The organism is Sorangium sp. So ce145 (genome assembly GCF_051525985.1).
GTDB classification, from domain to species: domain Bacteria; phylum Myxococcota_A; class Polyangia; order Polyangiales; family Polyangiaceae; genus Sorangium; species Sorangium cellulosum_B.
The window spans coordinates 4,532,715-4,556,035 of sequence record NZ_CP150315.1; the positions used below are offsets into that span (position 1 = coordinate 4,532,715).

The following is a 23,321-nucleotide window of genomic DNA, read 5'->3' on the forward strand; positions in this document are numbered from 1 at the left end:
ACCCGTCCAGGCGACCCTCAGAAGGGTCGTTGGGGAGGAAGACCCCTCTCCGGTGCTGGCGCTGCGCCGAGCGACCGGTCGAATGCCTCTTGGACGTGGGCTCGCCTGCCGTAGACTCGCTGGCCATGACGGCGAGCCGGCGCGGTCTCTACCAGGATCTGATCACCGAGGCGTTGGCGTCCAGCCTGCGCGAGCTCGACGCCAGCTTGGAGGTCCGCACCGCGGCGCTCCGGGCCGCTGAGGCCGCCGACCGTATCGCACTGCACCTGGGTCGCCTCGTGCAGCGCGCCATCTCCGGCGTACCCGACGCAGAGCGTGTGGCCGTCGGCGTGGGTCTGGCGCGGAGGCTCGTCGAGCAGATCGACCAGGTGATCGCCGGCGCAGAGCTCCAGCCCGAGGCGCCCGTCGAGCCGGCGACGGTGCTCCACGCCATCGTCGGGCGCCAGCCGGACGGCAAGCCGGAGACGATCCCCGAGCCGCTCATCCCGCTCCTCGACACGGCGCTGCTCACCAACGCGCCTGGCGAGCCGAGGGTGGGCCACCAGCTCCTGACCGAGGTTCGCTCGGCGGACCGCATCGACGTCGTCATGGCGTTCGTCCGCCGGAGCGGCATCGCCCCGCTGCTCGAGGCGCTCCGCGTGCACTGTCAGGAGGGCCGCGCGCTGCGTGTGCTGACGACCACGTACACGGGCTCGACCGAAGCAAAGGCGCTCGAGGCGCTCCGCAAGATCGGCGCCGAGGTGTGCGTCTCGTACGACACGGGGACGACGCGCCTGCACGCGAAGGCCTGGCTGTTTCATCGCGCGTCGGGCTTCTCGACCGCCTATATCGGCTCCTCCAACCTGACGCACACCGCGCAGACGAGCGGGCTCGAGTGGAACGTTCGCGTGTCCGGCGCGCGCAACCCGGATGTCATCGCCAAGGTCGCCGCCGTCTTCGAGAGCTACTGGAACAGCGGCGACTTCGTGCCGTACGACCGCGCGGAGTTCCTTGAGCGCGTCGATCTGGCGACGAACGCGGCGCCATCGGTGATGCTCAGCCCGATCGAGCTCCGCGCCGAGCCGTTCCAGGAGCGTCTGCTCGAGCAGATCGCCCTCTCCCGCGAGCGCGGGCATCACCGCAACCTGCTGGTATCGGCGACCGGCACCGGCAAGACCGTCATGGCCGCCATCGACTACGCCCGACTCCGGGAGGCGCTCCCCCGCGCACGCCTGCTCTTCGTCGCGCACCGCGGGGAGATCCTGGAGCAGAGCCTCGCGACGTTTCGTCACGGCCTGCGCGATCATGCCTTTGGCGAGCTGTGGGTCGGCGGCCGTCACCCGCGGCGCTTCGAGCATGTCTTTGCGTCGATCCAGAGCCTCTCGGCAACAGGGCTCGATGACCTGGATCCGTCCCATTTCGACGTGGTGATCATCGATGAGTTTCACCACGCCGCCGCGCCCTCGTACCGCGCGCTGCTGGAGCGCGTGCGTCCCGTCGAGCTCCTCGGCCTCACGGCCACGCCCGAGAGGAGCGATGGGCTCCCGCTCCTCGGCTGGTTCGATGACCGGATCGCGGCAGAGCTGCGGCTCTGGGACGCGATCGATCAGCACCGGCTCGTTCCGTTCGTCTACTATGGCATCCACGACGGGCTGGACCTGCGCGATGTGCCCTGGCGTCGCGGGCGCGGCTACGACGTCGATGGCCTCTCCAAGCTGCTCACAGCCAACGACGCCTGGGCCCGGCAGGTGGTGGCCCAGCTCGTCGCACACGTCGATGACACGCGAACGATTCGGGCGCTTGGATTCTGCGTCAGCATCGAGCACGCGCGGTTCATGGCGCGCGTCTTTCGCGAGGCCGGTGTCGCGGCGACCGCGGTCTGGGGGGACAGCCCCGATGACGAGCGGCGCGCGGCCCTCGCGGATCTCGGGGCGCGGCGGATCAACGTTGTCTTCTCCGTGGATCTGTTCAACGAGGGTATCGACGTCCCTGCGGTCGACACGCTGATCCTCCTGCGCCCGACCGACAGCCCCACGCTCTTCTTGCAGCAGCTCGGGCGCGGCCTGCGGCGCAGCGCCGGCAAGACCGTTTGCACGGTGCTCGACTTCGTCGGGCACCATCGGCGCGAGTTCCGCTTCGATCGCCGCTTCGCAGCGCTGCTCGGCGGGAGCCGGAAGGAGCTCGTTCAGCAGGTCGAACGCGGGTTCCCGTTTCTACCCGCGGGCTGCCACATGGAGCTCGACCAGAAGGCATCGGAGCTCGTGCTCGAGAACATCCGGCAAGCGGTGCCGTCGGGGTGGACGGCCAAGGTCGACGAGCTGCGGCGGCTCGCCCGCAGCGGCGACGTGAGCCTTGCGCGGTTCCTCGAAGAGACCGGGATCGAGCTCGAGGACGTCTATGCCGGGCAGCGCTCGTGGTCAGACCTCCGTGATGACGCGGGGCTCCCGTCGCTCGGCGTGGGGCCGCACGAGCAGGCGCTGCGGCGCGCGTGCGGGCGGCTGCTCCACGTCGACGACTTCGTGCGGATCGAGGTGGTTCGCCGGCTGCTCGCGTCTGACGCGTGTCCCGATCCGGGGGCGATGAGCCTGCGCGAGCGCCGCCTCCTGCGCATGCTCGTCGCCACCGTGGCCGATCGCGCCATCGACAAGGCGACCACCCTTGCGCAGGCGTGCGCCCTCGTCTGGGCGCACCCGCAGGTGCGCGCGGAGCTCGTCGAGGTGATGGACCTGCTCGCTGCCCGCGTGGACCACGTTCACCGGGGGCTCGCGACCCATCCGGACGTGCCGCTCCAGGTGCACGCGCGCTACTCGCGCATCGAGATCCTGGCGGCGTTCGGCGTCGGGGGCAGCGCGAAGGTCGCGCCCTGGCAGACAGGCGTGTACTGGGCGAAGGACGCCCGCGCCGACCTGCTCGCGTTCACGCTCGACAAGACGAACGGGCAGTTCTCGCCGACGACGCGTTACCGCGACCATGCCATCAGCCGGCAGCTGATCCACTGGGAGAGCCAGTCGACCACCCGCGCCGAGAGCGAGACGGGGCAGCGCTACCAGCAGCACGAGGCGCTCGGCACGGCGGTGATGCTGTTCGCGCGGCTGCGCAGCGACGAGCGGGCGTTCTGGTTCCTGGGGCCGGCGAGCTATGTGCGGCACGAGTCGGAGTTGCCGATGGCGATCACGTGGCGGCTGCAGCATGCGCTGCCGGGGGACCTGTTCGCGTCGTTCGCGGCGGCGGTGGCGTAAAGCGAACCTCGCCCGATCCTGCGGACAAAGTGCCTGCCTGGGGCGCACGTAAGTGAACCACCCGCGGCTGTCTTCTCGGCATTGCTCGGAGCTCGAACCCATCACGCGAGCGCCTCGGCGAGCGCGGCGTCGTCCTTGCCGGCCTCCTTCACCGCCTTCTCGATCGCCTGGACCGGCCCCGGATTCAGGCTGCGCCGGACGTAGTAGACCAGGCGCAGGTGCGCGCCGTTGAAGAGGGAACCGACGGGACGCCGGCGTTCCCGCAGGAGGCGCTCGAGCTTCGCCGTCGGCGGCTGGCGCCACGGCCCGGTCTCGCTCTCCAGCCCGTCGACTCGTCCCCGCTGCTCCGGCGTGCATGAGATCTGGACGACGAACCGTATCCGCGCGATAGACGGCGAGCGCCGCCATGCTCGAGAAGATCCGCATCCAAGGCTTCCGTGCGCTCAAGGACGTGGAGATCTCGCTGCCTCCAGGCAAACCGCTGGTGCTCATCGGCGAGAACGCCAGCGGCAAGAGCACCATCCTGGATGGAGTCGCGATGATCTGCGCGGCCGCGGGCGGGCGGGCCGGGCGGGCGATCCTCGATCGGGGCGGATGGGCCGCTGTCGCGTGGGCCGGGACGAGCACCGAGATCGAGCTGCTCGCCCGTTTCTCGGAGCGCTCGCCCGTCTTTCAGCGGGAGAGGGCGCCGGTCGAATACATGATCCGCTTCGGGAGCGTCCGGGCGAGCCCGACCGTCCTCGACGAGGAGGTCCGGGTTTACAAGAACGGCTTCGACCAGCGCCCGTTCATCGCGCTGAAGGGCGGCGCCGCGTCCTGGGCGGCCAACGTCCAGACAAGGAAGAACGATGTCGTCGCCCCGGTCGAGTCGGACAGCGCGATGCTCACGAACTCCAGCCTCGCGGCCATCTCGGACGAGGTGCGTTACCCGACGCCGATGCACGTCAAGGAGGCGCTGCAGAGCATCGCCTTCTATCCGTCGTTCGCCCTCGGCGCCGCCCCCGACGGCTCGGAGGGCGCGCACGAGCCCATCAACGCGCGGCCCGTGGAGCGGACGCGCCGCATCAAGCGGTCTGGGCGCGACCTCCTCAACGCGCTCCACACCCTCTCGCAGGAATACCCTGACACGTGGAGCGCGCTGCTCGCCGACCTGCAGGCCGTCTTTCCCTGGTGCGAGGAGATGCGATTCCCTCCCGGGCCCGGCCGAGGCGTGATCACCCTGACGTGGCGTGACAAGCGCTCGGGGGCGACCCTCTACCTCGACGACATGAGCGAAGGCATGCGCGTCTACCTTGCGCTGCTCGCCGCGCTGCACGCGCCGGACAGCCCGGCGCTGATCGCGTTCGATGAGCCGGAGCGGAGCCTCCACCCCAGGGCGATGCGGCGGCTCGTGAAGGTGATGGAGTCGCGCGCGGAGAAGACCCCGATCCTGGCGGCCACGCACGCCGACCGCCTGCTCGATCACCTGGAGGACCCCGCCGCGTCGCTCGGCATCACGCGCTTTTCGAGCGACGCCGGCGTCACCGTGGAGACGCTCGACGGCGAGCTGCTCGACGCCTGGCTCAAGGAATATTCGCTCTCGGAGCTGCGCGCCCGAGGCATGCTGGAGTCGCCTCCTCAAGACGGGACGTCCGTGTCGTGAGAACGATCGTCATCGCCTACGAGGACGACTACTACGAAGAGCTGCACCTGCTGGTCAAGGCGTTGCGCCAGGACCGCGTTCTCCCCGGAATGATCGTGGAGGGGAGGCCTGTTCGGGGCACCGGCAACTTCGTGCATGAGACGCCCAGGCTCCTGCGGACGCCGCTCAAGCAGACGAAGCTCCCGCCCGATCGCGTCGTGTGCTTGGCCGACGCCGACCGGCCGCAAGACCTCGTGCCGCGCGCGCCGCCAGCGCCCGCTGGGGCGGACAGCGCGGCGCTCGACCAGTGGGTGCGCGTCTTCGAGGCGTCATGGAAGGATCACCTCGTGAGAGAGTCCAAGCTCTCCGAGGAGGCGGCGTCCAGGTTGTACGTATGCTGTATGCGCTGGAGCAAGGAGAGTCTTCTCGTCGCGTGCCCTGACGCGCTCCTCGAGCATGCTGGAGGTCGCCGCGAGCGGGTTCGAGCGCTGCTGGACGCGTGCGTCCCTGCTCCGGCGACGCTCAGCGCCGCGGATTTCGTCGTCAGCTACCGCAAGCCGACGGAGTGTCTGGATCGTGTGTTCCAGGTCATCGCCGATCGGCATTACAAGAAGGGACGTGATGACGAGGATCTCCTGCGCCTGCGGATCAAACCAGACGCCGCGCGACGCGCTGAGGTGCTGAGCCGTTGTCCGGACCTCGGTCGCCTCCTCGACGTGCTCGGGCCTTGAGCTGGAGCCGACGGGAGCACGCGGCTGGCTGGAGACGTCGCGATCCTTCATGCCATCGACTCCGGCAGCGCTGCGCTAGGGCTGGTCGAGCGTATGCTTTGTGTATTCGCCCACAATGCGCGCGTCGATCAAGCCGAGCCACTGCCCAGCCAGGTAGCTCGCGAAGCTCGGGTCCTCGATGAGGACGCCGACCTCGATGTTTCTCTCCTGACCTCGCTGCGTGAAGTTCGCGCTGGACACGAAGGCCTTCGCGCTGTCCACGACGACGCACTTCGCGTGCAGGCTGCAGTACGGCGGGCCGGGCGCGAGCGCACGCTTGTCGTAGTAGAGGCGCGGGCGAGGCTCGCCGAACGGCCAGCTCTCGGCGAGGAACTTGCTGAAGTACCGCGTGAGGTGCGCATCCGCGGAGGCGCGGCGCTCGATCTGCGGAATGTCGATGAAGAACCGGGCGTCGACCTGGCGGCTCCGCATCGCGCTGTACAGCGGCGCCAGCACATCCTCCGCGTGATCGAAGCTGTAGCCGGCGAGGAGCACGCTCTCCTGCGCGCCCTCGAACAGCGACCGCAGCACGACCGCCGTGTCTCGGGCCGTCCCGACGGGCACGTCAGGGCCCGTCCACACGAGCTCCGGTGCCGGCCGGCGGGCCTCGCGCTCGGCGAGCGCGACGTCGAGGATCGCCAGGCACGCGGCCGCCTTGTGGCCGGCGAGCGCGTGCTCGATGGTCTCGACCTGATGCCGGATGCCTAGGCCGACCAGCGACGCCCTGTCCACCGGGGTCCGCAAGAGCCCCGACGCGATCGCCTCCCGGAGCGCCGCGAGCACCCCGGTGCCGACGTGCTTCAACGTGGGCCGGGAGCCGGCGGCGCCGCTCATGGACGCTCCCGGAAGAAGGCCAGCTCGGGGTCGTTCCCGATCGTGGGCACGACCAGCGCGCGGTCGAGGAACCGGTTGAACCACTCGCAGGAGCACTCGGCGATGTAGAGGCAACCGTGACACGCGGCGCCCTCCGTGCGGCGATCGCTCGACTCGGAGCTCGGGTCGTGCGCCGCGCAGACGGGGTCGTTCGAGCAGAGCCGTCCGAGATCCCACGCCTCGCGCAGGTGATGCTGGATCCTCCGGCCCTCCTCGACGAGCCCGCCCAGGGTGCCCTCGCTGCCGGTCGTGCCCGTCGTGAGCATCACGGCGGCCATGTTGGGCCCATCGACCTCGGCCTGGCCGCAATAGATGCGCTCCCGGATGGCGCTGGCGGCATAGCCGCACTCGAGGCTCACCGCGGTGAGCAAGAGGTGCGAGAGCGAGTGCAGCAGGAAGAACCGGATGCCCGGAAACTCGCCCCTCTTGTCCAAGCCAAAGGCCCGCTCGAGCTGCTTGGTGCGCTCTTTCACGGCGTCACGCTTCTCCCAGTCGGAGAGCGCCTTCTCGTCCAGCTCCACGAAGACGCCCTCGCCGCGGACCTCGGCGGCCGGGAGCCACTTCTCGTTCCCCGTGGGGAGCGTGAGCACGGTCGGCTTTACCTTGCGCCCCGCGAACTCGTACTCCCCCTGCAGGTTGGCGCCGATCGAGTCGAACCGGCTGAAGCTCACCTGCACGCGCACCTCGCGGAGCTCGGGGACGACGACGAGGCCACCAACACCCGGCGGCAGCTCGATGCGCGGCTTCGGCACCCGGTACGCCGCGAACTGGACACCCCGGTCAGGGACCGCTCCAGGCTGCTCGGTCGGTGCGTGGACCAGCCGGTCGTACTCCGCGCTGCGCAAGGGGCGCTCCGACGTCGCGGTCGTGGCCTCGTTCTCGGCGCGGATCGCCGCGAGCACCTTCTCCGCCGGAGCTTCGCCGATCGCGCTCGCGACGTGCTCCATGAGCCCAGCGATCATCGAGAGCTGCTCCGCCGTCTTGACCTTCTGGACGGCCTTCCAGACGTCCTTCTCCCGCAGCCGCTGGTGCAGCGGGTCGGGCTCCGGGTCCGGCAGGCGCAGCGCGCTCACCACCTGCCCGAAGTATGCGTGCGACGCCGTGCGGACGAGCAGCTCGCTGCGCTGGTCGCACGGCTCGCTCGCCGCGCGCCCGCCGAGCCAGGGGCGATCCCCGTTGCAGTTGTAGGGCAGCACCGTCGCCTTGCTCATGGGCGTCGTTGCGTCGCAATTCTTGCAGTGCACGAGGATGCGCGCGATATCGCCGATCGCCCTCTCCTCCAGGTAGAGCTCCGGCCGGTCGCACACGCCCTCTCGGCCCAGGTGCGCGAATGGGATCCACGGGAAATCCGACAGGTGCCCGCGCTTGCACGCGGCGACGAAGCGGACCGGTACGACGCTCGACCACTTGTTCTTCGCGCACTCGTGGCGATAACGACCGCTCTTGTTCTCGAACTGCTCCGACGCCCGCGCCAGGCGGCGGCACTTCTGGCAGACGAACCACCGGGGAAACTCGAGCGCGCGGACGCCGACGCTCGGATGGTGGTTGCGCGCGTCGCCCTCGGGGGCCATGCGGAAATAGCCCTCGCGCGCCAGATCGAGGTCCGGATCGAGCGCCTTCAGGCGGGGGATGAGCGAGCGCCGGAGCCGAGGGTCGTCCAGCGCGACATACCCCTTGGCGCCATAGCTCCAGTGCTCCAGGCCGCCGATGACGACCGCGCGATCGACAAGATCGACCATCGCGCCGGGGCCGAACGTGCTGACGAGCTGGCTCTGCCGGAGCTGTCCGTCCGAACGCAGTGCCCTGCGGGCGTCCTTCCTCTTCTTCGGATCGTTCATCAGCCCCTCTCGTCGAGCTGCTTGAACCGCAGCCAGACATGCACGCTCGGCTCGACGTCACGCATGGACGTCGGGACCTGGAAGTACCGGGCGTCGTGGTCGTCGGGCGGGTCGTCGCTCGCCGTGAACAAGAGGTGGAGGCCCTCCTGGCCGGCGCGGTCGTTCTTGCTGTAGACGCGCCTCGCCGCGCCCGTTCGCGCCTTGTCGACGACGCGCTCCCACGCGTCGAGGAAGCTCCGGCCGCGCGCGCGCACCAGCGCGGCGATGCGGTCCTCGGACTGCTTCTCGGGGAAGTGCCGGTGATGGCTGGCCCGCGCCACCATCCAGGCGACCATCGCCTCGGCCGCGGGCCGCTGCTCGTGGATGTTCATCACGCCCGCCGGGGGCTCCATCCGGGGGACGCCGTGCCGGATCATCGACAGGAGGCTGCCCACGAGGCCTCGATCCAGCGCCTGGCCGCTGAACGGCGTGACGCTCGTCGCCTCGACCTCGCGGTACAGGCTCTCGTGGTATGCGACGAAGCGCTCGTAATGCGAGCGATCGCGCGGCCGCATGACGTTCAGGCAGGTGACGACCAGGCCCGGGTAGGTTCGCCCGACGCGGCTCGTCGCCTGGATGTACTCGCTTGTCGTCTTCGGCTGGCCCGTGACGACCATCAGCCCCAGGCGGTCGACGTCCAGGCCGACCGAGATCATGTTGGAGGCGAGCACCACGTCGAGCGGCTCGGGGTCGGTCGAGGTGCGCCGGGCGTTGAGACGCTGCTTCGTCTGCTTGACGTTCTCGGTCCGCTCGCGGGACGTGAGCTCGGCGGGCATCTCGAGGTTGCGGTCCTTGGCCCACGGGTGCGGCCCGAGGAAGAGCAGCGGTCGCTTCTCCTCCTCGATGTTGTCGACGCGGTTGCGCACCTCGTCCTCGACGAGGCGCCGCATGCCCCCGAGCTCGCGCAGGCTGTTGAAGTACCCGATGAGCGTCATGTAAGGGTCGGCCGGCTGCTTCGGGTCGCCCTTCGGATCGAAGTGCTTTCGCGCGGCAGCGAGCAGGGCTGCGTAGGAGCGCACCGAGACCGCGCGGAGCGCGCGGCCGGGGGCGCCGACGCCCACGTACAGCCGGCCGGGCTCGTCGCGCTCGACCTCGGAGAAGAAGGTGTCACCTTCGGCAATGCCGCGCGGTGGGAAGAGGACCATCGTGCGCCCGAAGAGCGCCTTGATCTGCTCGCGCGCGCGCCGGACCGTCGCCGTCGAGCAGACCACCTTCGGCGGCCGGGGCGCGCCGCCGATGGGGTGCTCGCAGAGGTAGTCGACCGCGGCCTCGTAGAGGCCTACCATGGTGCCGAGCGGGCCGCTGATCAGGTGCAGCTCGTCCTGCACGATGAGCTCGGGGGGCAGGAGCCCCTCGGGGAGCGGCTTCGCGCCGGGCCTGGGATCGTGCATCACGCCGTAGGCCCGCTGCGCGTCGAGGTGCGTCGCGCGGCCGAACAGCATGCCGGCGTCGCCGAGCCAGGGCATCATCGCGAACTTGTCGACGGTGGCGACGAGGAAGCTCGGGACCTCCTGGTAGATCTGCTCGTCGACGAACAGCACCGGGAGGCCGAGGCCCGGCGTCCTCGCCTCGGTGTAAAGGCACTTCGCGTCGTCGCAGTAGACGGCGGCGCGCGCGAAGCTCTTCTTGGTCGGCTTCCCCTCGGCGTCGACGAGCTTGATGTTCTGGATCTTGATCGGCTCGCCGCACCATGGGCAGGTCGTGAGCGGGAAGGGGGAGTCGGTCCTGCCCGGCGTGTAGTCGGAGAGCGCCTCGTGCACGTCCTTCAGCCGGTTGGCGCTGGCGCTCGCGCCGACCCAGAGGCCGATGGTGAACCGGGCGTTGCCGAGCTCCTTGGGGTACCGGCGCCGGAGCTCCTCGAGCGCGCATATCAAGGTGGCCGCGCGCCCCAGCTGGTCCAGGGTGAGGAGCCGCAGCGTGTACCGGAGCAGGACCGCGACCCCGCGCCCCTCGTGCGGCGTCCCTCGCCCGCGCAGGCGTCGGAGCAGGAGCACGAACGCGATGAGGCCCAGGTAGGCCTCGGTCTTGCCGCCGCCGGTAGGAAAGTAGATGAGCTCCGCGAGCTTCCGCTCGGGGTGGCTCGCGTCCACGACCGACGGCAGGTTCAATAGGATAAAGGCGAGCTGGAACGGGCGCCACTCGGGCTGCCTGCCGCCGGTGTAGCGGCGATCCTCGCGGGTTCTGTCCGCTTGCATCGCCGCGACGTGCATCGCCTGGTTCATGTACTTGAAGGCCTTCAGCACCTCATCTTTCTCGCCCAGCAGGGCGATGCCCGCGGCGATGCGTTCCTTGGCCCGCGCCGCTTTGTTCATCAGCTCATCGCGCGTGCCCTCGAGCCGATCGAGCGGTGTGTAACGCTGCTTGTCAATCCACGCGCCGTAAGCCTCGATGAGGGGCGAGAGCGCGTTCGCGATGCCCTTGGCGTCGAGCTTGCCGAGGTCCATCATGCCCAAGGTGGCGTCCTTGAGCTCCCGGTGACCGACGCGCGGCACCTCGAAGCAGGGGAGCTGCGTCGTGCGGAGGCGGAGGACCTTGCCGTTCTTCTCCACCGGGCGCTCGACGCTCGTGTTGTGGCCGACGGCCCACTCCTTGTGATCGCGGAACGCGAGCGCGAGGGCGCGCTGATCCTCGTCGCCTTCCTCGCCGCGCCGGTTCGGGCGGGAGACGAAGCCGCGCTCGTAGCTGAGCTCCATCCGCACCTGGAAGGCGAATTGCGTGTCGCGGTCCTGCTCCACCGCGGTGCGGTCGTTCACGAGGAACAGGCTCAGCACGCGCGTGCCGGGATCGAGGCCGTCCATGGCCGTCGTGCGGAGCTCGCCCTTCAAGATGAGGTTGCGCGAGCCGGGGATGGGGATCCCGTCCTTCTGCTGGAGGACGCTCGGGTCGAGCGGGACCGCGACGCGGACCGGGCCGTACGGCACCCGCTTCCAGCCGGGGACCTTCTTGTCGGTGTGGTCGAGCGCGACCTCGATCTTGTCGTAGTCCGCGTACCAGACATCGACGTGGATCGTGTCGTCCTTGCCCGGGGGCAGGAACACGGACAGGCCCATCGATGCGGGGAAGCGGACCGGCCGCTTGGGCTCCGGCTCCTCGTTGCCTGCGTCCTCGTTCTGGCTCTCGCTGCCGGCGGCGAATCCGGTGTCGGTGGAGTCGCGATCGTCCGGATCGGGGACGCGGCCGCCCTGCGGCGCGAGGAAGCCGGTCAGGTACCAGCGCGACGGCGGGATCGGCAGGATCTCCTGGCCTCCCTGCGCGTGGCTGTCGGGCACGAAGGGGCCGATCAGATCGGCTTCGAGGGCTTCGACGAGGTGACGGCGAACGTCGGCAGGGGTCACCGCAGCAGGATCGCGTCCATGCCGGCGTGAAGGCAACCCTTTGGCGTGCTCACCGGAGCCGCTCCTCGATGACGCCGAGCATCTCGGGGAGGCGCGCGGGCTGCTGCTTCATCCACGTCTGGAAGAACGCGGCCCGCGCGGGGCGGCCGTACTGCTTCGGCGCGTGCTTCTGCTGGAGAGCGCAAAATGCCTTCCACGCCTGCTCCCGCAGCAGGGGGAGGTCTCCAGAGTTCAGGCCGAGCGTCTGCTCGACATCGGCTCTGAGAGCGGAGTGATCCGATGTGATGAAGAGCCCCTCGTGGGTGTCGCGGCGCTCGTACCGAAGCTGAATGCACGAGGCTTGCACGGTCGGGTCGACGGTCAACGCCGTAGATCCCTGCGCGGCGTCGCAGCTCCTCGTCCGCCACCCGGAGCGCTGCCCGCCGTCGCATGAGCCCAGGAGGTTGCGCCACGAGAGGGCCTGCGCTGGATCGACGTCTATCGGCGTGCGGTGGGCGATCTTCATCGTGCGCTCGCCACGAGCATCGGCGGCGTCAGGGGCGATACGGCGCATGCAGAAGGCGCAGAGCCAGCCCTGCTCGTGCGCGAGATTGGCGCGCACGCGACCCTTGTCGATCTGATCGAACGCGGTGCGAGCCCGAGCCACCGTGGAGAGGTCGGTCGTCGATGCGGTGCGTGTCTCCGTGACCGTCGCCGGCTCGGCGCCCTTCGCGATGTGCCTCACGAAGCGGCCTCGGTGGTGTCTTCAGGAGGCAGGAGCTGCTGGTAGAAGAAGACGTCGGGGTCGTCCCCCTCGATCATGGTGGACAGCTCACGGATGAGCTGGCGCGCCTCGTCGTAGCGATCCGCGTCGACTGCGTCGCGCAACAGGTTCAGCTTGGCCGCCACTTCGGGCGGCCGCCCTGGATCGCCGAAGGCCGCCTCGAGGATGCGGTTGGTGTCGCGCCGCCAGGTGCCGCGGTCGAGCGTCCGGAGCTCGAAGCGCTCCAGGACGCGGACGTTCGCCGCGTGCAGCGAGGAGAGCACCTGGGGAGAGTGGGTGGTGATGATGAACTGGGCCCGCGGGAACACCTTCTGGAGCCGCGGCAGGATCACCCGCTGAAGCCCGGGATGGAGGTGGAGCTCGATCTCGTCGATCAGGACGACCGCGGGGTGATCGAGCGGGTTCTCAATCTTCGGCGCCGCGAGCGCCATGCGCCGCGCGAGGTCCCCCGCCATGGCGAGGAGGCACTTTTCGCCGTCCGAGAGCTGGGCGACGTCGAGGCGGGTGCCGTTCAGCTCGACGGTCATGCGCTGCGGTCGCCGCTCGATACGGACCCTACGCGCGCCGGGCAGGAGAGCCTCGATCGCCCTGCGGACGACCGGCAATGGCGACGGTGTGGCGGGCTCGCGGGGGCCCTGCTGCTCGTTCGAGATCTCGAGGACCTTCTGCTCGTTGAGGATGTCTTCTTCTTCGCGGAACCACTCGAAGAAGCCCCGGAAGTTGCTCGCCCCGCGCTCGAGTGCGCCGTCGTAGGCGCTCAGTGCATCGAAGGCGTGGGGGGTGCGGATCCGCTCCGGGATATCGAGCGCGCTCCGGTTCGTGGGGAAGTAGACGACGAGCGGGAGGAGAGGGGAGCCGAGTGCGATCGTGGCCTGCGCGGCCGCGACGGGCTCATGCAGCGCGTCGAGCGCGCTCAACGTCGCAGACGGATGCCCCGGCAGTGTCTTCGAGATGCTCCACTGGACAGGTTGCCCGTTGAACTCGGCGGTCACGGAGAGGCGTGTGCTCGACGCCCCGACCCGGACATCGCCCGCGCTCGGCGTGATAATCACGAGCTTCCCCGAACGGATGCGCTCCACGAGACACGAGAGCAGGAGCGCGAGCGCGTCGAGGATCGACGTCTTGCCGGCGCCGTTGACGCCGACGAGCGCGGTGACGTCCGGCGAAACGTCCAGATCGAGGCTCCTGAAGCCCCGGAAGTCGCGGAGGGAGAGGCGGGTGATCTTCATGGTCCGGACGGCGTGACCATATACCGGAGAACGAACGCGAGGCGAGCCCGGCGGACGCGCTCGTGGCCGTCAAGCACGCGTGCAGGCTCGGCTCAGGAGCGCTCTCCGTGTGCGGTCACGGGTCGCTTGCCCCTGCCGGGTTCCTCCAGCGCCGGAGCTGCCGGGCATCGAGGCGGCGCCGTACCCTCCGCGCGGGGAACGTCTTCAGCGAGACGTCATGGCGGGGATCACCGTGGAGAGACGCACGAAATATAAGGACGATCCAGCGGCTTGCGCCGCGCTCGGCGTCGATCTGGGGAAGGGAAAGGGTCAGGTATACCCCTACATTCGCACCCCGGGAGGGCCGCATGGACGCCGCTGGCGAGCCTGCGTACGGTGCGCCGCGTCAAGGAGGGCATCATGCAGGCATGGATGCATCGTGTGGGTGCGCTCGTGTTGACGGGGGGCATGGTCTCTGCGCTGGTTCCGGCATGCACGATCCATCTACGCCCATCCGATGGTGACGAGATCGAGAGCGAATCCGCGGAGCACCCCCCGCCGGCGCACCCCGACGAGGACAGTGAGACGGACGACGACGTGGAGGACGATCAGGAGAGCGAGACGATGTCGGCCGAGGCCGAGGCAGCCTACGACGAGCTCATGAGCATCGACCCCCACGAGGTCGCGCTCAAGACGATGGCGGCTTCCTACGCGGCGGTGATGGTCGCGAGCCTCGTGGAAACGCAGGTCGTCGATCCAGCGACGCTCGATTTCGAGGCGCTTGACGCGCTGATCGGGCAGCACGCACCGGCCGGATGGGACTCGGCGCGCCTCTGGATCGAGTCGCCCGAGGCGACCACGCTGGCTGCGACCGACGGCATCTACCCCGATTTCGCGTGCTTCAATGAGCCGTATGGGTGCCCTCAGACGACCGAATGTCCATTGAGCAACGGCGAGCAGGCGTTCTGCATGGTGACACACTGTGGAACGGGTGAATGTCCCTGGTGCCCGTGGGGGCTCGGGAACCTCCTTTTCAAGTCATGGTGCGCCTATGGCTGCCTCAAGCAGGGTAGCCTCGTGGCTGGAGCGTACATTCTGAACACGCGCGGCTGGGGCCCCAGCAGACCTCGATGCACGTACTGGTGAGGGAGGAACAATGAAAGTCACGTTCGAGGACGGGAACACCTTCACATTCGCGAGCGACGATGGAAGAGAGGACATCGATGATACGGCGGATGTCATCAATGTCATCTACTGGCTGTCGGTGTTTGCTGCCCCGCGTATCTACCGGACGTTCAGCCGTGTGCCGCCACGCGAGCACATCCTCCGCTTGCTGGATGTCTATACTGCGTACGTGACGAAGGGGGCTCACTATATGGCGCCGCAGTTTCAGCCGGTGCACTACGAACGCCGCCTGCCGCTTGCGACACGGCTGCGTGAGCTCTTCGAGAGCTGGACACAGCCAGAGTTCCCTCAGGAGGTCATCGAGATTTCACGTGCTCTCATGGATCATGAAGGCATCAAGCCACCCGCCTGCGGGTGGGATGCGTACGAAGATCCGGAGGAAGGCGGGATCAAGTTCGAGGACGCGCTCCTGTGGCCTGAAGGCGTGCCGGCCATTCTCAAAGGCCAATGGCCACCGAAGCATGAGAAGGCGTAGCGAGAGCATGCGTCCACGCTCGGCTCAGAAGAGTTTCCCCTGCGTGGTCGCGGATTTCTTGCCCTTGCCCGGCTTCTTCGGTGCCGGTGCTTCCTGCGGCGCGTCCTCGTTCGCATCGCCGTCGACCCTCACCGTGCGGCCCTTCTTGTTCCCCGCGAGCCCGAGCCGCTGCTCCTCGCGCGCGCGCTCGGCGTTGAGCACGTAGAGCCGATCGATGACCTCGTCCTCGAACGCCTGAAGCGTTTCGCGGTCCTTGTCCGTGAGGGGGCAATAGGGCGGCACGGCGATGTCGCTCCAGCCGTAGGCGGCGAGGACGGCGCGGTCCATCTCCTCGTGGAGACGGCGCAGATCGAGGATGAGTGGGTTGTCGCAGGCGGGGTCCTTCAGCGCGTTGTACGTTTTCGTAAGGCCCTGGTCGGTGTCGACCATGAAACGCGCGCGGGCAGCATAGAGGCGCTCGCCGATCGATTCGAGCTCGGGGATTGGCGTGTGCGGATCTGGCTTCGGAAATGGAAAGGTCTCAAAACAATCAGTGGGCGCGTAGCGTAAATCCGTCCTCATCGATGAAGAGAGCAGGCGCGCCCAGCGTTCGTGGATCCGCGATTGAAGGCATGAAAATTGTGTTGCACGGTCGAGCGCGAAAACGAAAACGGCATTCGATAAGACGCGGTCGAGTGGTTGCCATGTGAAGGCGAGGTGCTTGGTTACACTTGATGTTACAAGGCACCTGCTTCGCGACTTAAGAGCTTCATGCAGAAGATCGCATCTGTCCACGAACTGCCACCAGTACTTCTTTCCGTGAGCTCCCGTGCCAGTGTTGTCTCGTGCCGCGTCTCGTGCGGGTTTTACGAGGGTTCGCACTCTCTCGAGGACTTCCGGCCACTGGGAGGCATCTGGCAGATCTCTCTTGCCGAAATTAATCACGAATCGATTGGGGATTTGTGACGGATGTGTGTTAATCTCCTCGCCTCCCAGGTAGGGAAAAATCACGTTTGCGCTGGAGGGACGTCTCGAAACGAATGCGTCGCGCTCGCTGGGCGAAAGAACGAAGCCTGCGCCACTAATCTTGTGTCCTTGGTAGCAGATTTTGTCGTTGGTTCTCAGCGATACCGGATTGTCTTTCTCAGGCTTCGGGCGCAGTAACGAGTTGATGGTGCTGACTTCGCGGCCATCGAGAGTGCATCGCGCGCTGGCATGCGATGCGGGTATGCCGACGGCAAAGTGGACGATGGCGACAGCCACGTTTGCCTCGCCCGGCCAGTAGAGGGTGGATGTGGCATCGTATATGAGCCCTCTGCTTCGAACGATAGCTGCAAGTCCCGTGTCTCGTGTGTCGCCTTGTGAAATTGAGTTTGTTGCGATGAGGCCGGCAGCGCCGTGAGACCCTAGTAAGGAGTGAGTGCGCCAGAAGAAATGTGCGCTGAGATCTCCCCTTCCGTCTGCAGTTGGATGGGTCGCCTTCAACCAATCGCGATAATGTTCACCGAGTGCTCCGCTCACTTTCGATCCGCCGAGAAAAGGCGGGTTTCCGATGAACGCGTCCATGCTAGCTGCACCATTGGTGCGTCCACGGTCGAGCGGATCTGGCCGCTCCTCGAAGAACACCTCGGGGAACTCAATCCACCAGTGAAACGGCGGCAGCTTCTCACGCACCTCGGCCGCGAGCGTCTCCAACTCCTCCCGCGTCGCTGTCGCCGCCGCGAGGTCCGCCGCCCGCTCTTTCTCCGCGCGCGTATCGTCCTGTGCACCGTTCTCCCGCCCCAGCCACGTCTCGACCAGCGCGAGCCTCCGCTTCCGCTCCTTCTCGCGCGCGGCGTCCTTCGTCTCGGCGAAGAACGCGCCCACGCACGCATCCGCGACGATTCGTACGCGCTCGATCGCCTGCTGCGAGAACTCGAACAGCCGCCGCTTCGTGCCCTGCGAAATCGGATCCTCGTGGTCGGCGAGCGCGAGGATCTGCTGCCGCAGCTCCACCGCCTGGTCGAGTGCGTCCCGCAACAGCACCCGGACCGTCTCCGTCTGCTCCGACAGCGCCCAGTGAAACGCCTCGATCTGCTTGAAATTGAGCCCCACGAGGCTGTCCCCGTGCCGTAGCGCGTGATCCACGAACGTGAACGGTAGCGTCCGGCTCAACGTCACCAGCCAGAGCGACAGCTTCGCCAGCTCGACCGCCGCCGCGTTCTTGTCGACGCCGTACAGGCACTGCTGCGCCACGAGCCGCCGCGCGTGCAGGTGCGCGTCGCCGTGCTGCTCGATGACGCGTGCCAGCTCGCCCTGGCGCGTCCACGCGGCGACGATCTCCCCGGCCAGCTCGCGGCACGCGGCGACCAGGAACGCGCCGGATCCCATGGCCGGGTCGCAGATCTTGAGCTGGAGGATCTGCTCCGGCGTGCGCGCGTCGCCCAGGCACGAGAGGAGCGGCTCCAGCGTGCGCCGCACGACCTTCTCGGTGAGCGAGCGCGGCGTGTAGTGGCTGCCCGTGCGGCGGCGCTCCTCGCCGGGCTGCAGCGCCAGCCGGCCGGCGCCCGCGCGGTGGCGGCTCCCCTCGCCGCGGCGGCCCGTGGCGTGCGCCGCGAGCGCCTCCGCGAGCGCACCGTCGTCCTTGCCGGCCTCCTTCACCGCCTTCTCGATCGCCTGGACCGGCCCCGGATTCAGCCCGCACGTCTCCTTGAGGAAGCGCGCCCTGTCGGTCGGGCTCATCGCGCGGAGGGCCCGGGTCTCGACCCACACGCCGTGCTTGCCGAGCCGCACCGCGGGGCTCTCGATCCGGAGCACGTGGTAGCCCATCAGCGACTCGTAGACGCTGCCGATCTGCTCGACGTCGAGCGTGCGGTAGCTGAGCCGCTGCCCGCCGAAGACGATCAGTCGGTGCATCACCTTGTAGACCGTGCCGTCATCGATGCTCGGCGGCCGCGCCTGCGCCCGCGCGCCCGGGTCGGTGACCGCGGCCGTCCACCCCGGCAGACCGCCCTCGAGGAACGGGTACGTGTTCGGGTCGAACAAGCGGCCTCGGCGCGGCGGGAGCTCGAGCGTGCCGTGCTTCACGCCGAAGAAGACGGCCCGGAAGAGCGCGAGGAGCTGCCCGTACGCGCCGAAGCGATGGTGCATGCTCTCGGGGTGGGCGCCGGCGTTGTGGCTGAGCCGCGCGTACAGGCCGCCGAGGCTCAGGTGCTCGGCGTACGTGCGGTGCTCCACCGGCAGGAGCGCCTGGTCCTCCGCGTAGAGCAGGAAGACCAGCCGCAGCACGACCGAGAGCACGCCCTGGTAGAGGTGGTCGCCCTCGGCCTCGATCGCCGGCCTCAGCCAGTCGAGCTGGTCGCGCCCGCAGTCGCGGGCGGCCGCGGCCTCGAAGCCGGCGACGAGCGTCTCGACCGCCTCGAAGACCTGCTTCGCCAGCTCCTCGGTGACGTCGGCCTGCCGGCGCCGGCTCTCGGCGAGCAGCCCCTCGAGCGTGTGCTCGGGCGAGGCGCTGTACGCCCGCCGCGCGTGGAGCAGCAGGTCGAGCGCCGTGAGGAGCGGGCGGCCCTCCGAGCCGCGCAGGTGCTCGACCCGGAACGTGAGGTGGGCCGTCGACTCGCCGGTCGGCGCGTAGAGGAGGCGCAGGTGCGCGCCGTTGAAGAGGAAGCCGACGGGGACGCCGGCGTGCCGCAGGAGGCGCTCGAGCTTCGCCGTCGGCGGGTAGCGCCACGGCCCGGTCTGGCTCTCCGGCTCGTCGAGGTCGACGCCGGCGCCGGTCTCCGTGAGGTCCCACAGGAGCGCGAACCACGGCTTCTGCGCGGCGGAGGCAGCCGTCTGCGCGGCGGTCTCCGAGGAGGCCCGTGACCCGCCGTCGCGCGCCGCCCCGTCCTGTGAGGCGCTCGGCGCCTCGTCGAACGCGGCGAACGGGTCGTCGGCGGCAAATGGGCCGCGCCCGAGGGCGAAGCTCGGACGGATCTCCTGCCCGCCCTCGGCGGCATAGAACGAGAGCTCGGCCGGCAGCTCGGCGCGCGGCACCAGCATCCCCGGCGACGCGTAGCCGAGGAAGTCGCGGAAGAACGCCTCGAGGCTCCGGATGCGCGGCGGCTCGCCCGTGAGCTGCGCCTCGAAGGCCGCCGAGAGCTCCGGCCGCTCCTCGGGGGCGATCTGCGCGTCGGCGAGCGCGGGCACGCTGAAGACGAGGCCCTCGATGGGCTGCGCGAGGCCGAGCCACTTCTTGTGAAAGAGAACGTCGCGATCCTTCATGTCATCGACTCCGGCCATGCGACGACGAGCCCCACCGGCGTGAGGCGCGACATGCGAACGTCGTAGAGCGCCTCGATCGCGGCCGGCTCGGACTCCATCTCGCCCGCGGCCGCCGCGCGCCGCCGCTCGAGGTGCCGCAGATCGAGGTCCACCTGGCGCTTCTGCTCCTTGTCCTGCACGTTGAAGAGGTCCGGCTGGCGGAGGCGCGCCTCCGCCTTGTCGATCGCCTGGCGCTGCCGCGCGAGCAGGCCGCGCATGTCGTCGGCCTCGCGCCGCGCGCGCTCGGCGAGGCCCTGGCGCGCCTCGACCGCCAGCGCGTCGGCCTCGGCCTCCAGGTGCGGCCAGAGGGCCCGGAAGAGGGCGTCGGCGTGCTGCTGGATGCGTTTGCAGATGGTCGCGTTGGGCGCGCGGCCCGAGCCCGCCAGGAGCCGCTCGGTCGAGGTGATCGCGTTCACCGACGTGGCGCGGTCCTTGTACGGCTTGATCTCGCTCGCCTCGCCGGACCACGCGGCCGCGACCGGCACGAGCTGGTCGTGGAGCCTCGCCGCCCCGATGCCGAAGAGCGTGAGGCGGGCGAACCCGACGACGCGCACGACGCTCTCGCCCGGCGCGACGACGGCGCTCACCCGGGTGAGGTCGTGCGCGCCGAAGCCCTGCGCGAGGAAGCGATCGAGGATGCGCTTCACGAGCGGGTGCGCGAGGTGGAGCTGCTCGGCCCCCTCGGAGAGGCTCGCCAGCGGGTGGAAGGTCACCGGCCGCGGCGGCTTCTGGCGCCACTCCCAGAAATCCTCAGTGCGCGCGCGGGGCGGCCTCAGCGTGTCGAGCGTCGCCTCCCAGGAGCGGTCGAGCGCCGGCAGCTCGTACGTCGGGCGGCCGTCGCTCGTCTTGCCCGCGTCCTTCAGCGACGACGCGCCCGCGAGCCGCAGCCCGATCTCGACGACGCCCCGCAGCGACTCGGGCTCGACCTCGAGCGTGCGCCGGGAGCTCTCCAGGCGCCGGCCGGCGCGCTCGACCTCGGCGCGCACGACCTCCAGATCGGTGCGCCGCGCCTCGAGCTCGGCGTCGACCGTGGCGGTCTTCGTATCGGATCCGACCTTCTCCACGGTGGCGCGCGCCTTGTGCGTGATGCCGTTCGCGAGCGCCACCTCGATCTGGCCGAGCAGCACCGCCCCGAGGGAGCCGAGCTCGCGCTGCACCGTGGCGATCTTGCGCACGACGGTCTCGAGCACCTGGTCCTCGCTGCGCTGCGGGTAGACGAAGTAGTGGCAGCGGACCTCCGCGGCCGGCTGGAGCGTGCGGTCGATGCGGCCGTTGCGCTGCTCCATGCGGGCCGGGTTCCAGGGGATGTCGGTGTGGAAGAGGTCGGCGCAGTGCGCCTGCAGGTTGACGCCCTCGCGCGCGGCGTCGGTGGCGACGAGGATGCGCACGGGGTGCTCGTCGGGCGCGCTGTTGAACGCCCGCTGCACCTCGTCGCGGGCGTCGTCGCCCATGCCGCCGTGGAACTGCATGATCCGCTGGTCGCCCTCGTCGGTGTGCGCGACCGCCGCGGTGAGGAGCTCGACGAGGTAGCGCTTCGTGTCGGCGTACTCGGTGAAGAGGATGACCCGGCGCGGCGTCCAGGCGCGGCTCGCGCGCGCGTCCGGGCCGAGGCCGATGGCCGGGCACAGGTGCTCCCGCATCCAGCCGAGCAGGGCGAGCGACTTGGCGTCGGGCTCCCCGCGGGCCTTCTCGGCGAGCGCGCGCATCTCGGCGAGGAGCGCGCGGGCCTCGTCGGTCGGGCTCGGGAGCGCCGCGCTGGCGCGACGGACGGCCGCGTCGCTCTCCTCGGCGAGCGCGTCGTCGGAGAGGCCGTGCGTCTCCGGGTCGGCCTCGACGTCGGTCGCGGCCGAGCCCCTGGCCGCCCGCGCCTTGAGGGCGAGCTTCTGCTGCTGCGGCGCGGCGACCGGGCCGCCCTTCTTCGCGAGGCCCTGCGCGTGGACCTCGAGCGTGCGCGCGAACGCCTCGGGGCTCGAGAGGAGCCGCTGCTGCATGTGGATGAACGGGAGCCGGCCCTGCCCGGACTCCGGCGCGCAGAGCTCCATGTAGCGCTGGAGCTTCTCGCTGAGCGAGAGCTCGATCGGCTGCCCTTGGGCGATGTCGCTCGCCACCGTCTTGCTCTCCGCTCCGGTCTCGGCGTCGTAGCTCGTCCGCTCTAGGCGCCAGGTCCCACCGCGGTTCGAGAGGGCGAGCTGCACGAGGAGGCGGCTGGGGAACCGCTCGACGCCGAGCTGGCGGAGATCCCGCTTGAGCCGGCGCACCATGACCGGATCGAGATCTTTTTTGCCCTCGACCGGGACGCCGCGGGTGAAGCGTACCGGATCGAGGATCTCGAGCAGCGCGCTGAAGCTGTTCGAGTGCCCGTTGTGCGGTGTGGCGCTGAGGAACATGCGGTTGTCGAAGCGGGGCGCGAGGTCGCGGATCGTCCGGGTGATGTCCGTGTCGGTCGCGTACTTGCTGGCGGAGGCCGGCGCGGCGACGTGGGCTTCGTCGAGGATGAGCAAGCCTTTGCGCGCCCGCTCGCCGAGGTGGTGAAGGAGCGGCTCGCGGTACTCGCTCCGGCGCAGGAGCGCGTGCGAGACGATGAAGCGGTTGTGGGTGCTCCAGGGGTTGATACCGAACCCGTGCTCCTGCCGCCGGTAGGCCACGAACTGCCGCGTCATGACCTCGAAGCGCAGGCCGAAGCGGCGCTGCATCTCGCCCTGCCACTGGAGGCAGACCGAGGCGGGGCACACGACCAGGACGAAGCTCGCCTGCTGGCGCAGGAGTAGCTCCTGGAGCACGAGGCCCGCCTCGATGGTCTTGCCGAGGCCGACGTCGTCGGCGATGAACAGGTTGGCGCGCGGCAGCTCGAGCGCCTTCATGAGCGGCGTGAGCTGGTGGGCCATCAGCTTGATGCCCGCCCGGAAGGGGGACTGGAAGCGGGTGGCGTCCGCGGCGCTCACGGCGCTCCACTTGAGGGCGTGCAGGTAGGCGCCGAAGTGCGCGGGGGGATCGAGCCGCGAGGCGTCGCCCAGCCCGTGGGTCTCCGGCTCGACGACGCGCGCGCCGAGCTCGAGGTTCCAGAGCACGTCGAGCTGGCGTCCAGGATCGTCGTCGTCGAGGCAGACGAGGCGAACGAGCGGCGACTCGTCGCCCGCGCCCAGGACGACGTCGTCCACGAGCCACTGGCGGTGCCGGGCGTGCACGATCTGGCCCTTGGCCGGCAGGCTGTCCGCGCTGGCAGCGGGCGGCCGTACCGTCGCCGCGCGCGGATCGAACCCCGCGGCCGCGAGCACGAGCGCCTGGAGGTCGCCGCGCGCCCGGGCGGACGGGTCGAGGCCGTGCCGGCGGCAGACGGCGCGGAGCTCGTCGCGCCCGAGCTCACGGAGCAGGGTAGGGAGCCGCCCGCCCAGGTGCTCGGAGAGCCTGGAGCCGAGGCGGTCCCTGTTGCCGGCGATGTCGCGCACCTCGCAGCCGAGCAGCCGGCAGAGGTCGAGGAGCCGCCCCGCGGAGATGACGGCGAGGACCGAGGGGACCGTGGGCGTCGAGGGGTCCTGGGCCGGAACGAAGGGCTGAAAGGTGGCGATACTCTCGGGCGCTTTGAGCGACTTTTTCGCGGGCATTCCTGCCTCCGGCGGTGCCCGAGCGCGGGCGACGGCCTCAGGGGGCCGGAGCATATCAGGGGATCGCGCGAGGTGTTGGGTGACGAGACGGGTACTCGATCTACCCACCCGGGTGGCCGCGTGGGTCCGGGTCC

The 23,321-nt window shown here is 69.4% G+C and carries 12 protein-coding genes; 5 read left to right on the top strand and 7 right to left on the bottom strand.

Features of this window, described 5'->3' with window-relative positions:
• Window positions 1–125: 125 nt before the first annotated feature.
• The 3 genes from WMF34_RS16770 to WMF34_RS16780 all read left to right on the top strand — a co-directional run bounded on the left by WMF34_RS16770 (window position 126) and on the right by WMF34_RS16780 (window position 5,570).
• Window positions 126–3,218, top strand: coding sequence for a DUF3427 domain-containing protein (locus tag WMF34_RS16770; RefSeq protein ID WP_437993892.1), 3,093 nt, complete (start codon window positions 126–128; stop codon window positions 3,216–3,218).
• Window positions 3,219–3,624: 406 nt separating this feature from the next.
• Window positions 3,625–4,860: an AAA family ATPase gene (locus WMF34_RS16775; protein WP_437993893.1), complete on the top strand. Its 1,236-nt coding sequence runs from the start codon at window positions 3,625–3,627 to the stop codon at window positions 4,858–4,860.
• Window positions 4,857–5,570, top strand: coding sequence for a hypothetical protein (locus WMF34_RS16780; protein ID WP_437993894.1), 714 nt, complete (start codon window positions 4,857–4,859; stop codon window positions 5,568–5,570). The genes WMF34_RS16775 and WMF34_RS16780 overlap by 4 nt, the downstream gene beginning before the upstream one ends.
• Window positions 5,571–5,645: 75 nt before the next feature.
• Here the strand turns inward: WMF34_RS16780 and drmC are convergent, their stop codons facing one another.
• The 5 genes from drmC to WMF34_RS16805 are packed head-to-tail and all read right to left on the bottom strand — an operon-like array spanning window position 5,646 to window position 13,686.
• Window positions 5,646–6,443 (bottom strand): DISARM system phospholipase D-like protein DrmC, encoded by a 798-nt coding sequence (gene drmC / locus WMF34_RS16785; protein WP_437993895.1) that lies wholly within the window; start codon window positions 6,441–6,443, stop codon window positions 5,646–5,648.
• Complete coding sequence (drmB, locus tag WMF34_RS16790) at window positions 6,440–8,320, bottom strand: DrmB family protein (protein ID WP_437993896.1); 1,881 nt, start codon at window positions 8,318–8,320, stop codon at window positions 6,440–6,442. The genes drmC and drmB overlap by 4 nt, the downstream gene beginning before the upstream one ends.
• On the bottom strand, window positions 8,320–11,694 hold the full coding sequence (gene drmA / locus WMF34_RS16795; protein ID WP_437993897.1) for a DISARM system helicase DrmA: 3,375 nt from the start codon (window positions 11,692–11,694) through the stop codon (window positions 8,320–8,322). The genes drmB and drmA overlap by 1 nt, the downstream gene beginning before the upstream one ends.
• A gap of 49 nt (window positions 11,695–11,743) precedes the next feature.
• Entirely contained in the window at window positions 11,744–12,418 is a 675-nt protein-coding gene (locus WMF34_RS16800; RefSeq protein ID WP_437993898.1) for a hypothetical protein, read from the bottom strand.
• Window positions 12,415–13,686, bottom strand: a complete 1,272-nt coding sequence (locus tag WMF34_RS16805; protein ID WP_437993899.1) for an AAA family ATPase — start codon at window positions 13,684–13,686, stop codon at window positions 12,415–12,417. The genes WMF34_RS16800 and WMF34_RS16805 overlap by 4 nt, the downstream gene beginning before the upstream one ends.
• A 411-nt stretch (window positions 13,687–14,097) precedes the next feature.
• Between WMF34_RS16805 and WMF34_RS16810 the strand changes: the two genes are divergently transcribed.
• Together WMF34_RS16810 and WMF34_RS16815 are read left to right on the top strand one after the other, a co-directional pair.
• Window positions 14,098–14,811, top strand: a complete 714-nt coding sequence (locus WMF34_RS16810) for a hypothetical protein (protein ID WP_437993900.1) — start codon at window positions 14,098–14,100, stop codon at window positions 14,809–14,811.
• A gap of 10 nt (window positions 14,812–14,821) precedes the next feature.
• On the top strand, window positions 14,822–15,325 hold the full coding sequence (locus WMF34_RS16815; RefSeq protein ID WP_437993901.1) for a hypothetical protein: 504 nt from the start codon (window positions 14,822–14,824) through the stop codon (window positions 15,323–15,325).
• Window positions 15,326–15,349: 24 nt separating this feature from the next.
• Here WMF34_RS16815 and WMF34_RS16820 read toward each other — a convergent pair whose 3' ends face one another.
• Both WMF34_RS16820 and drmD read right to left on the bottom strand, forming a co-directional pair.
• Window positions 15,350–19,546, bottom strand: coding sequence for a type IIL restriction-modification enzyme MmeI (locus tag WMF34_RS16820; protein WP_437993902.1), 4,197 nt, complete (start codon window positions 19,544–19,546; stop codon window positions 15,350–15,352).
• Window positions 19,543–23,187 (bottom strand): DISARM system SNF2-like helicase DrmD, encoded by a 3,645-nt coding sequence (gene drmD / locus WMF34_RS16825; protein ID WP_437993903.1) that lies wholly within the window; start codon window positions 23,185–23,187, stop codon window positions 19,543–19,545. The genes WMF34_RS16820 and drmD overlap by 4 nt, the downstream gene beginning before the upstream one ends.
• Window positions 23,188–23,321 lie beyond the last annotated feature (134 nt).

Coding starts and splice junctions, on each gene's coding strand:
- WMF34_RS16810 (WP_437993900.1), top strand. CDS start 14,098: ATGCATCGTGTGGGTGCGCTCGTGTTGACGGGGGGCATGGTCTCTGCG.
- WMF34_RS16805 (WP_437993899.1), bottom strand. CDS start 13,686: ATGAAGATCACCCGCCTCTCCCTCCGCGACTTCCGGGGCTTCAGGAGC.
- WMF34_RS16775 (WP_437993893.1), top strand. CDS start 3,625: ATGCTCGAGAAGATCCGCATCCAAGGCTTCCGTGCGCTCAAGGACGTG.
- drmC (WP_437993895.1), bottom strand. CDS start 6,443: ATGAGCGGCGCCGCCGGCTCCCGGCCCACGTTGAAGCACGTCGGCACC.
- WMF34_RS16820 (WP_437993902.1), bottom strand. CDS start 19,546: ATGAAGGATCGCGACGTTCTCTTTCACAAGAAGTGGCTCGGCCTCGCG.
- drmD (WP_437993903.1), bottom strand. CDS start 23,187: ATGCCCGCGAAAAAGTCGCTCAAAGCGCCCGAGAGTATCGCCACCTTT.
- WMF34_RS16770 (WP_437993892.1), top strand. CDS start 126: ATGACGGCGAGCCGGCGCGGTCTCTACCAGGATCTGATCACCGAGGCG.
- WMF34_RS16815 (WP_437993901.1), top strand. CDS start 14,822: ATGAAAGTCACGTTCGAGGACGGGAACACCTTCACATTCGCGAGCGAC.
- drmB (WP_437993896.1), bottom strand. CDS start 8,320: ATGAACGATCCGAAGAAGAGGAAGGACGCCCGCAGGGCACTGCGTTCG.